Consider the following 10,784-nt stretch of genomic DNA (forward strand, 5'->3'; position numbering starts at 1 on the left):
GACCTCGCCGACGCCGAGGACGAGATCGTGCTGCATACGGCCGGCGTCGTGCCCGCGATCGGCGTCGGCGCGGCGACAGCCCCGGGTCCCGCACCCGAACCCACGCCGATCGGCTCCTTCGTCCGTGTCGAACTCGACCTCGCCTCACCCGCATGGCGGGCGGCGCTCGATCGCGCCACCGCGTCGAGGCTCCGTCTCGACGTACGTTTCGTGCGTGCCTCTGCCCCCGGGCTGTTCGAAGCGGTTCGCGCCCTGCGTGGTCTTCACGTACGCACGGTCGGCGCCTTCGCCTGCGACGGACCCGAGAAACACCTGTCGGATGCCACGACCGTCGCCGCGCTGCGCGAGGCGCTGCGCGAGGAAGGGCTCGACCTCCCCGTCGTCGGCGGGGCGCGCACGCACTTCACCGAGCTGAACCGCGGACACGACCTGCTCCCCGACGACCTCGACGGCGTCGGCTTCGCCGTGACCCCGCTGTTCCACTCGCGCGCCCGAGCTCGCGGCGTGGACGGTGGCGAGCCTCGCCGCGCTGACGACACCGGGCATCGCGTCGGTGGCGTTCTTCGAGGAGTGGGGGCCCGTGGCATCCGGTCATCCGACGGCGAGCCGTACCCCGTGGCGGAAGCGCTCGGCGTGCTCGCGGGCCTCGCGGGTGTCCCGGTCGAGGTCGGTGGCAGCGCTCGTCCGCCTCTCGGCGCAGCGGAATACTCCCCTGGACGGATGTGCCCGGCGGGTGAGATTGCGAGCATCGAAGGGTGAGCGACACCCCGAAGAGCAATGCCGTCCGACCCGGGAAACGCCGACGCCGGCGGTACGTGATGGGCGCGGTGGCCGCCGTCGTGCTGGTCCTCGGCGGCGGGGCCGCGTGGGGCGCATACGAGTACGGCCCGCGTTTCGGCTTTCACCTGGTGCCGCCCACCCCCGAGCGGTACGCCGAGATCGTCGTCGACCGCCTCGACACCGGCTACTACGCGACCGGACCCGAGTGGACCGCGGCGCGGGCCGAGCTGCTGCATGCGGCGCCCTCGGCCCGGAGCGCCGAGGAGCTCTACCCCCTGATCGACGCGGCCACCCGCGCGGCGGGCGGGAAGCACTCGAGCTTCCAGCCTCCGGCTGAGATGCCCGGCGTCGAGGAGGTCACCTCGGCCCTCCCGGCGGTGTCGGCGGCCGACGGCGTGGGCGTCGTGACCCTTCCCGAGCTGGTCGACCCCGACGAGCGGGCGCAGCAGGACTACTCCGACGTCGTCGCGACCGGGATCGCCGCTCACGCCGACGAGGTGTGCGGATGGATCGTCGACGTGCGCGGAAACGGCGGCGGCAACATGTACCCGATGCTCTCGGGCGTCTCCGCGCTGCTGCCCGACGGCCCGGCCCTCTCGTTCCGCACGCGGAGCGGCGACGCGACCACCGTCACCGTGCAAGACGACGGCGTGGGGCTCGAGGGCCAGACCGTGGTCGCGGTGAGCTCGCGCGGGAAGATCACCGGCGTTCCCGTGGCGGTGCTCCAGGATGCCGGGACCGGATCGAGCGCCGAGGCCGTCGTGGCCGCGTTCCGGGGCGTCGACGGGGTCCGTAGCTTCGGGTCGCCCACCGCCGGCTACACCTCCGCCAACCTGCCGATTCCGCTGGCGGACGGAGCGAGGATCATCCTCACCCAGAGCATCTACGTCGACCGCACCGGAACGGAGTTCCCCGAGGTCCCGATCAGCCCCGACGAGGCCGCCCCGGGCGATGCCGTCGAGGCCGCGCGCGCATGGATCGGCGCGCAGGGCTGCCGCTGACGCGAGGCCGGGGCGGGGCCCGCGAAAGAACCTCCCCGCCGGCTGGTCACTTCGCGCGGAGTGACCACCGCCGAAACCGCACGTGTTTGCCGAGACCGCACGCGTTTGCCGCCCATTGGGTGCGGCTTCGTCAAACGAATGCGGTCTCGGCGCCCCCGCGCGCGGGAGCCCGCCCGCCCGCCGCACGCACCGGCGGGGCGGGGTCGATCAGATCGTGCGCGCGAAGGGATCGAAGTCGCGCGGCACGACGGGGACGGGAGCCGCGAGCGTGCTCTCGACGGTCGTGAAGGCCGCGTTCTCGATCGACTCCTCGGCCGACAGCATGATGTCGAGCACGTGGTAGCCGAGCTCACCGGTGGCGACGTGCGGGCGGTCCTCGGCGATCGCGCGGACCATGTCGAGCAGTCCCAGGCCGCGGCCGACGACCACGCCCTCCTGCTCGACGTCGATCCAGGGCTGGTCGAACCGGGCGCCGTCGCGCAGCACGCCGAGCGGCTTGACGTAGCGGGTCGGCCCCTCGAAGCGGTTGGGGTCGGGCAGCACGATCGTGCCCTCGGTGCCGTGGATCTCGAGCACGCCGTGACGCTCGAGCGCCGAGTCGAAGCTGAACTGCCCCTGGGCCTGCTGGCCGCTCTCGAACGCCGCGAGAAGCTGGACCGTGGTGGGCACCTCGACGTCGAAGAACGTGCCCTCGTCGGGACCCGCGTGGATCTCGCGCTGCGCCTGGGGCTTCGCGCCGAGGGCGGCGACCCGGTCCACCGGACCGAGCAGGCTCACCAGTGCGGTCAGGTAATACGGGCCCATATCGAGCAGGGGGCCGGCGCCGCGCGCGAAGAGGAACTGGGGTCCCGGATGCCAGAGGTCGGGCCCCTGCGTCTGGAACGACGCCTGCGCGAACACGGGCTGACCGATCACGCCGTCGAGGATCGCGCGCTTGGCGGACTGGAAGCCCGGGCCGAGCACGGTGTCGGGCGCGGAGCCGATGCGCAGACCCGCGGCCTCGGCGTCGCGCAGGAGCTGCGCGGTGCCGGCACGGTCGAGACCGAGCGGCTTCTCGGTCCAGACGTGCTTGCCCGCGGCGATCGCGGCGGACGACACCTCGACGTGCACGGCGGGGATCGTGAGGTTCACGACGACCTGGATGTCGGGGTTGCCGAGCACCTCGTCGGCGGTGCCCCATGAGGCCACGCCGTACTTCTCGGCCTTGGCGCGAGCGCGCTCGGTGTCGATGTCGCCGACGGCGAGCACCGTCACGTCGGGGAACGACGTGAGGTTCTCGAGGTAGGTGTCGCTGATGACGCCGGCACCGATGATGCCGACTCCCACGGGGGCGCTCACGCGGCGAGGCCCTTCTCGAGGAGGAACGCGTAGCTGGCGGCGATGTCGTCGAACACGTCACCGGGAGCCTGGTCGTACTCGATGACCGCGTACTTCACGTCGGAGGCGACCTGCATGGCCTCGACGAGGGGTACCTGGCCCTCGCCGGGACGACGCTGGTCGAGCTGACGCGTGGCGCTGCGGTCGGCATCCGGGGCGAAGGGGTTCGGCACGGGCACGATGCCGTCCTTGACGTGCACGGCCACCAGGCGCGAGCCGAGACGCTGCACGAGGGCCGGCACGTCCTGGCCGCCGGTGAGCGCCCAGAACAGGTCGAGCTCGATTGCAACGCGCTCGTCGGTCAGCGAGACGAAGTGCTCGAAGCCGCTCTTGCCATCGACGTCGATGAGGAACTCCTGCGCGTGGTTGTGGTACCCGACGTTGAGCCCGAAGGTGGCGGCGACGTCAGCCGCCTTGTTGAGGCGCTCGGCGATGTCGGCGATCCCGTCGGCGGTCACCCAGCGCGCGGGGTCGACGAAGGGGTCGATCACGGTCGAGATGCCGATCTCGGCAGCGGCCTCGAAGACCACCTCGGGAGCGGGGGTGGGAATGGAGCCGTCGGGCGTCCACAGCTCGTCCGAGAGCAGCGGGGCGTGTCCGGTCGGGGCGGCCAGGCCACTGGCATCCAGCGCCGCGCGGATCTCGGCGGGGCGGCGCACGAAGTCGAACGCCTCGACGTTGCGGAGGCCGATCGCGGCGAGGCGGTCGAGCGAGCCGCCCGGGTCGGCGGTGAATTCTGCGGCCAGCGTGTAGAGCTGAACGGAGGGGATAGGGAGCGACATCGGACCTTTCCTTGCTCGTCGTCGAGGGCGCCGCGGACGGCGCCGAGGGCATTGCGGGAACGCTACCACAAAACCGACCACTGGTTGCTTTTATCTCCCCTACACTGACGGGGTGACCAGCGACGACGAGGCCGAGGCTCCCGCGAGCGAGGGCGACGACCGCCTCGGACGCTCCGGCGCGTACACGAAGGGGGTCGCGCGGCGGCAGGAGATCCTCGACCGCGCGATCCACGTCTTCGCCGAGCGCGGGGCCGAGGGGGCGTCGCTCCGCAGCATCGCGCGGGCGCTCGGCGTCTCGCACGCGGCGCTCCTGCACTACTTCGACTCGCGCGAGCAGCTGCTCGTCGCCGTCTACGACCACGCGGCCAAGTCGACGCCCGCCGCCCCTGACGCGACCGCCCTGTCGTCGCTCACCGATTCCGCCGAGAACAACACCTCGGTACCGGGCCTCGTCGAGCTCTACACGACGCTCGTCGCCGCGTCGCTCAAGGCCGACAGCGCGACCGCGCGCGAGTACTTCACCGACCGCTTCGCCCGCCTGCGCGAGGAGCTCGCCGACCGACTCCGCGCCGAGCAGGCCGACGGCCGCGTCCGTGCCGACTGCGACCCCGACCAGGTCGCCGCGCTGTTGATCGCGGCATCCGACGGTCTGCAGGTGCAGTGGCTGCTCGAGCCGTCGATCCCCCTCGCCGACGTGCTCGGCGCTCTCGGCGGGCTGCTCGCTCCGCCGCGCTGAGCACCCGCCGCGCCGCGGGGCGCGCACAACCTCACCAAGACGACCACTTCGCGGACCCGCTTCTGGGGACGGGTCGCCTCAATCGCCACTACTGCGGCCCTGGCGGGCGGACTACTTGTCGTCGGCGCTGCCCCCGCTCAAGCCGGGGGCTGCACTGCGGGAGTGCTGTGCGGGTGGGTGTACAACGCCGGTTCGACGTCAGTGAAAGTTGGAGCCGACTACAACGGGTGGACCATCACCGGCCAGACGACCTGGGTCAACAGTGGCAAGTGGTCGCCCTCGGGCATTGACTGGGACGCGTTCTGGGTTCCCGCCGGAGCTTGCGGCCGCGCATACCGACCGGGCGGGCGGAACGGGATCGATCTGGGGACCTTGAACCGTACTGGTTCAAGCACCGGCGCATGGAAGAAGGTCGACAACCAGGGAGCATACGTCACCGTCAAGTACGGATCGTGCCCCTGAGAGTCACGCAGACGGCACTCCCAAAGGAGTCATTCCTTTCGCCTGCCTGCGACGATCCACTTCACTCAGCGCCGCGTAGAGAGCGCCTCCACACGTGAGGATGAGACCGCAAACAATGCCGGTCCCGGGGTTCCCGTCCGCCGAATCCAGGCCAGCGATAGGAAACCCCGGGTCGAGCACGGGTACCGCAAGAACGGTCAATACCAGTCCCGCCGCGGCTCCGACCCGGCCATAGCGAGGGATGAACCCCACTCCGCACGCGAGCAACGAGAGAACCCAGGCGGCGGAACGGGCAAGCTCCCACGGCCTCTGGTTGAGAAGGTCGTAACAGGCGGTGAGATCACCATCGAGGCAGGGCTTCCACGTCAACCAGCTCGCCACGGCGAGCATCAACCCAAGAGCAATCACCAGATACGGAATTCCCCGCACGGTCACGCCCCTCCACTGTCCTGACCACCCGACACGCACACCCTCTCACGCACCGATTACCGGCGCATGACATCCCGGCCATACGCCTGCGAGTCAGGGGCTCTGATGGCAGCTGGGCGAAATCGGGAACTTCAGGCGGTCCCCGCAATCCGCACGATCTCCGCTGCGAACGGCCCGATCGAGCCGAGGACGCGCGAATCGCTGAGGTCGTGCCACTGCGTCAGACGCGCGCGTCGACCCCCTGGCCCGCAACAGGCACGAGCCGCGTCAGCTGCGTCACGTGGCGCGGCTCGAGCTCGGCGAGCGACGAGACGCCGAGGAGCGTCATCGTGCGCTCGATCTCGCTGCGCAGGATCGCGATCGTGCGGTCGACGCCCTCGCGTCCCCCGGCCATCAGCCCGTAGAGGTACGCCCGGCCGATGAGGGTGAACTTCGCGCCCAGAGCGATGGATGCCACGATGTCGGCGCCGTTCATGATGCCGGTGTCGATCATGACCGTGGCGTCCTTGCCGACCTCGCGCACGACGTGCGGGAGCAGGCGGAACGGGATCGGCGCGCGGTCGAGCTGACGCCCGCCGTGGTTCGACAGGACGATGCCGTCGACGCCGAGGTCGACGAGGCGGGCGGCGTCGGCGACGTTCTGCACGCCCTTCACGACGAGCTTGCCCGGCCACATGCCGCGGATGATGTCGAGGTCCTCGTAGCTGATCGTCGGGTCCATCGCCGCGTTCAGCAGCTCACCCACGGTGCCGCCGGTGGTGCTGAGCGATGCGAACTCGAGCTTGGGCGTGGTGAGGAAGTCGTACCACCACCACGGACGCGGGATCGCGTTGACGATCGTGCCGAGGGTCAGCTGCGGCGGGATCGAGAAGCCGTTGCGCTTGTCACGCAGACGGGCGCCGGCGATCGGCGTGTCGACGGTGAACTGCAGGGTGTCGAACCCGGCCGCAGCTGCCCGCTCGACGAGACCGTACGAGATCTCGCGCTGCTTCATCACATACAGCTGGAACCAGTTGCGACCGACCGGGTTCGCCGCCTTCACGCCCTCGATCGAGGTCGTGCCGAGCGTCGACAGGGTGAAGGGGATGCCGGCGGCCGCCGCCGCGGAGGCGCCCGCGGTCTCACCCTCGGTCTGCATCAGACGCGTGAATCCGGTGGGCGCGATACCGAACGGCAGCGCCGAGGGGCCGCCGAGGATCTCGCACGAGGTGTCGACCTCGTTGGCGGGTCGCAGGATGTCGGGGTGGAACTCGACGTCCTCGAACGCACGGCGCGCGCGGTCGAGCGACAGCTCGCCCTCGGCGGCGCCGTCGGTGTAATCGAAGGCCGCCTTGGGAGTGCGTCGCTTGGCGATCGCGCGCAGGTCGCCGATCGTGAGCGCCGCGTCGAGGCGACGCTTGCGCGCGTCGAGCTCGGGCTTCTTGAACTGCATGAGCTCGAGGAGCTCGCCGACTTTGGGGAGCTGTCGCTGCACCATGGGTGTCTCGCTTTCGTGTGGTCTGACCACAGCATAAGGCCTGTCGGGTCGCCCGCGGGCCGGGTTTTCAGGAGCGGGGATCGAATCTCACCGCGGGGCAGACGGATGCCACGCGGACGCGCAGATCCTCGAGGGACGCGTCCGTCCCGAAACAGCCGAGGGCACGCGCCTGGACGAGGACGTTGCCGAGAGCGGTCGCCTCGACCGGACCCGCGAGCACCGGCAGTCCGCTGCGGTCCGCGGTCGCCTGGCACAGCAGCGCGTTGAGCGCTCCGCCGCCGACGAGGTGCACCACGTCGATCTCGCGGTCGGCGAGCTCGCCCGTCGTGCGCAGCGTCCGGGCGAACGCATCGGCGATGCTCTCGACGATGACCCGCGCGAAGGCCGCCCGCTCGTCGGGACCGGGTTCCGGCATCCCGAGCAGGGCCGCGATGCGCGCCGGCATGTCGCCCGGAGCGGCGAGCGAGGCGTCGTCGGCGTCGAACAGGCGTGCGGGCGCGGGCTCCGCGGCGGCGGCGGCCAGCAGCGCGGGCAGGTCGACCGGCTCGCCGTCGCGCTCCGACCAGGCGCGCACCGTCTCGCTCAGCAGCCACAGCCCGGTGACGTTGTGGAGGAACCGCACGCGCCCGTCGACGCCGCCCTCGTTCGTGAAGTTCGCCGCGCGGGCGGCATCCGTCACGATCGGCTCCGCGACCTCGAGCCCCACGAGACCCCAGGTGCCGCACGAGATGTAGGCCGCGTTCGGCGATGAGAGCGGAACCGCGACGATCGCCGACGCCGTGTCGTGAGAGCCCACCGCGATCACCGGGATGTCCTCCAGCCCCCGCGCGCGCCCGATCGTCTCCCCGGGATCGACCAGGGGCGGCAGGACACGCGAAGGGATGCCGAGAGCCTCGGCGAGCGCGAGGTCCCACTCGCCCGTGTGGGCGTCGAGCAGACCCGTGGTCGAGGCGTTCGTCCGCTCCGCGACGCTTCGGCCCGTGAGCCGCTCGGCGAGGAGGTCGGGGATCAGCAGGCTCGTCTCGGCCTCGGCCACCAGAGCGTCGGCCGCGTACTGGTACACCGTGTTGAACGGGAGAAACTGCAGGCCGTTGCGGCGGTACAGCTCCTCGAAGGGGACGAGCCCGTGCACCGCGTCCACACCACGCGCCGTGCGGTCGTCGCGGTAGTGGAACGGTTCGGCGAGCAGGCCGTCCGCTCCGAGCAGGCCGTAATCGACGGCCCACGAGTCGATCCCCACGCTCTCGATGCTCGGTTCGCGACGGAGGGCCTCGGCGAGACCCGCCTGCACGTGACCCCAGAGCGCCTCGAGATCCCAGTGCCAGCCGTCCTCCCTCTCGACGGGCCCGTTCGGAAAGCGCGCGACCTGCTCCAGCTCGAGCACGCCCTGGCCCACGCGGCCGATCATCACGCGCCCGCTTGTGGCGCCGAGATCGACGGCGGCGACGGCGCGGACGGCGCGGGGCGCCCCGGCCGTCGCCTGGGGCGCTCCGGCCGTAGCGGCTCGCGGCCCCACAGCGCTCATCGCAGGAACGCCGCGGCGACGCCCGAGTCGACGGGGATGTGGAGGCCCGTCGTGCGCGACAGCTCGGGGCCGGTGAGCACGTACACCGCGTCGGCGACGTTCTCGGGCACGACCTCGCGCTTGAGGATCGTGCGGTTGGCGTAGAACTGGCCGAGGTCCTTCTCATCGACGCCGTAGGTCGCCGCGCGGTTGGCGCCCCAGCCGGCGGCGAAGATGCCCGATCCGCGCACGACGCCGTCGGGGTTGATGCCGTTCACGCGCACACCGTGCTCGCCGAGCTCGACCGCGAGCAAACGCACCTGGTGCGCCTGGTCGGCCTTCGTCGCCGAGTACGCGATGTTGTTCGGGCCCGCGAACACGGAGTTCTTCGACGAGATGTAGATGACGTCGCCGCCCATTCGCTGCTCGATCAGGGCCTTGGCTGCGGCCTTCGACACGAGGAACGAGCCCTTCGCCATGACGTCGTGCTGCAGGTCCCAGTCCTTCTCGGTGGTCTCGAGCAGCGGCTTCGAGAGCGAGAGCCCGGCGTTGTTGACGACGAGGTCGATGCCGCCGAACGCGAGAAGCGTCGCGTCGATCGCGGCCTGCACGCCCTCGGCATCCGCGACGTTCGCCGCGACGCCGATCGCGACGTCGGTCCCGCCGAGCTCGGCAGCGGCGGCCTGGGCCTTCTCGAGGTCGAGGTCGGCGACGACGACGCACGCCCCCTCCGCGGCGAGACGGGTCGCGATGGCCTTGCCGATTCCGGATGCCGCCCCCGTGACGAACGCGATGCGTCCCTGATGCGTCTTGGGCTTCGGCATCCGCTGGAGCTTCGCTTCCTCGAGCGCCCAGTACTCGATGCGGAACTTCTCGGCATCCGAGATCGGTGCGTAGGTCGACAGCGCCTCGGCGCCGCGCATGACGTTGATCGCGTTGACGTAGAACTCGCCCGCGACGCGCGCCGTCTGCTTGTTCGCGCCGTACGAGAACATGCCCACGCCCGGCACCAGCACGATGAGCGGGTCGGCCCCGCGGATCGCGGGGCGGTCGGCATCCGCGTGCGCGTCGTAGTACGCCTGGTAGTCGGCGCGGTACTCGGCGTGCAGCTCCTTGAGCCGCGCGATCGCGTCCTCCACCGAGGCGTCGGCGGGCAGGTCGAGGATCAGCGGCTTGACCTTGGTCCGCAGGAAGTGGTCGGGGCAGCTCGTGCCGAGCGCGGCGAGGGCGGGTGCGTTCTCGGATGCCAGGAAGTCCAGCACCACGTCGGCATCGGTGAAGTGGCCGACCATCGGCTTGTCAGTGGAAGCGAGACCGCGGATCGTCGCGGCCAGCGCCGCCGCCTTCGCACGGCGCTCCGACTCGGGCAGCGCCGCGAAGCCGTCGCGCACACCGCCGAACGGCTCGGCGGCACCGTGCTCATCGATGTACGCCTGCGCGGTGTCGATGATCCAGAGCGAGTTGGTCTCGGCCTCTTCGGAGGTGTCGCCCCACGCCGTGATGCCGTGCCCGCCGAGGATCGTCCCGATCGCCTGGGGGTTCTTCTCCTTGATGGCGGCGATGTCGAGGCCCAGCTGGAAGCCGGGGCGACGCCACGGCACCCAGACCACCTTGTCGCCGAAGATCTTCTCCGTCAGCGCCTCGCCGTCGGCTGCGGTCGCGATCGCGATGCCGGCGTCGGGGTGCAGGTGGTCGACGTGCGCGGCATCCACGAGTCCGTGCATCGCGGTGTCGATTGACGGGGCCGCCCCGCCCTTGCCGTGGAGGCAGTAGTCGAACGCGGCTACCATCTCGTCCTCGCGCTCGATGCCGGGATAGACGTCGACGAGCGCACGCATGCGGTCGAGGCGCAGGACCGCGAGGCCCTTCTCGGTCAGGGTGCCGAGATCGCCGCCCGAACCCTTGACCCACAGCAGTTCGACCGGCTCACCGGTCACGGGGTCGATGTCGGTGCCCTTGGCGGAGGTGTTGCCCCCGGCGTAGTTGGTGACCTTGGGGTCGGAGCCGAGGCGGTTGCTGCGCGCGACGAGGTCGCGCGCGGTGGAGGTGGTCATGTCGTCATCCCTCGTCGTGTGATGGGTCGTGTCGTGGGTGGTGTCGTGGGTGGTGTCGCGTGCGTCGCGGGCCGCGCCCCGCTCCCGACGTCGGTTCTGTCGCTGAGTGTCCAAAACACCCGGGGGTTCTTCGCGCGGCTCCGGGTGTTGTGGACACTCAAGCCCCTCAGGCCCGGTTCGCC

9 protein-coding genes are annotated in these 10,784 nt (G+C 70.9%); 4 read left to right on the top strand and 5 right to left on the bottom strand.

Going from position 1 to position 10,784, the window contains the following annotated elements:
• Positions 1–27 precede the first annotated feature (27 nt).
• On the top strand, positions 28–759 hold the full coding sequence (locus tag P2P98_RS12045; RefSeq protein ID WP_275800084.1) for a hypothetical protein: 732 nt from the start codon (positions 28–30) through the stop codon (positions 757–759).
• Positions 756–1,781 carry a S41 family peptidase gene (locus P2P98_RS12050; RefSeq protein WP_275800085.1) on the top strand — a complete coding sequence of 342 codons (1,026 nt, stop codon included), beginning with the start codon at positions 756–758 and terminating at the stop codon, positions 1,779–1,781. The genes P2P98_RS12045 and P2P98_RS12050 overlap by 4 nt, the downstream gene beginning before the upstream one ends.
• A 207-nt stretch (positions 1,782–1,988) precedes the next feature.
• On the opposite strand, the gene P2P98_RS12055 is transcribed toward P2P98_RS12050, so the two are convergent.
• Positions 1,989–3,119, bottom strand: coding sequence for a Gfo/Idh/MocA family oxidoreductase (locus tag P2P98_RS12055; RefSeq protein ID WP_275800087.1), 1,131 nt, complete (start codon positions 3,117–3,119; stop codon positions 1,989–1,991).
• Positions 3,116–3,940, bottom strand: coding sequence for a sugar phosphate isomerase/epimerase (locus P2P98_RS12060; RefSeq protein WP_275800088.1), 825 nt, complete (start codon positions 3,938–3,940; stop codon positions 3,116–3,118). The genes P2P98_RS12055 and P2P98_RS12060 overlap by 4 nt, the downstream gene beginning before the upstream one ends.
• A gap of 112 nt (positions 3,941–4,052) precedes the next feature.
• Between P2P98_RS12060 and P2P98_RS12065 the strand changes: the two genes are divergently transcribed.
• Both P2P98_RS12065 and P2P98_RS12070 read left to right on the top strand, forming a co-directional pair.
• Positions 4,053–4,676 (top strand): TetR/AcrR family transcriptional regulator, encoded by a 624-nt coding sequence (locus P2P98_RS12065; protein ID WP_058626527.1) that lies wholly within the window; start codon positions 4,053–4,055, stop codon positions 4,674–4,676.
• 162 nt (positions 4,677–4,838) lie between these two features.
• Complete coding sequence (locus tag P2P98_RS12070; RefSeq protein WP_275800089.1) at positions 4,839–5,138, top strand: hypothetical protein; 300 nt, start codon at positions 4,839–4,841, stop codon at positions 5,136–5,138.
• A 649-nt stretch (positions 5,139–5,787) separates the two neighbouring features.
• Here the strand turns inward: P2P98_RS12070 and P2P98_RS12075 are convergent.
• From P2P98_RS12075 to P2P98_RS12085, 3 genes are all read right to left on the bottom strand, one after another.
• Positions 5,788–7,044 carry an alpha-hydroxy acid oxidase gene (locus P2P98_RS12075; protein WP_275800090.1) on the bottom strand — a complete coding sequence of 419 codons (1,257 nt, stop codon included), beginning with the start codon at positions 7,042–7,044 and terminating at the stop codon, positions 5,788–5,790.
• 67 nt (positions 7,045–7,111) lie between these two features.
• On the bottom strand, positions 7,112–8,569 hold the full coding sequence (locus tag P2P98_RS12080; protein WP_275800091.1) for a rhamnulokinase family protein: 1,458 nt from the start codon (positions 8,567–8,569) through the stop codon (positions 7,112–7,114).
• Positions 8,566–10,602 carry a bifunctional aldolase/short-chain dehydrogenase gene (locus tag P2P98_RS12085; protein ID WP_275800092.1) on the bottom strand — a complete coding sequence of 679 codons (2,037 nt, stop codon included), beginning with the start codon at positions 10,600–10,602 and terminating at the stop codon, positions 8,566–8,568. The genes P2P98_RS12080 and P2P98_RS12085 overlap by 4 nt, the downstream gene beginning before the upstream one ends.
• Between the last annotated feature and the right edge of the window lie 182 nt (positions 10,603–10,784).

It is taken from the genome of Microbacterium sp. Kw_RZR3 (assembly GCF_029222405.1).
In the GTDB taxonomy this organism is placed as follows: domain Bacteria; phylum Actinomycetota; class Actinomycetes; order Actinomycetales; family Microbacteriaceae; genus Microbacterium.

Coding starts and splice junctions, on each gene's coding strand:
- P2P98_RS12060 (WP_275800088.1), bottom strand. CDS start 3,940: ATGTCGCTCCCTATCCCCTCCGTTCAGCTCTACACGCTGGCCGCAGAA.
- P2P98_RS12075 (WP_275800090.1), bottom strand. CDS start 7,044: ATGGTGCAGCGACAGCTCCCCAAAGTCGGCGAGCTCCTCGAGCTCATG.
- P2P98_RS12080 (WP_275800091.1), bottom strand. CDS start 8,569: ATGAGCGCTGTGGGGCCGCGAGCCGCTACGGCCGGAGCGCCCCAGGCG.
- P2P98_RS12085 (WP_275800092.1), bottom strand. CDS start 10,602: ATGACCACCTCCACCGCGCGCGACCTCGTCGCGCGCAGCAACCGCCTC.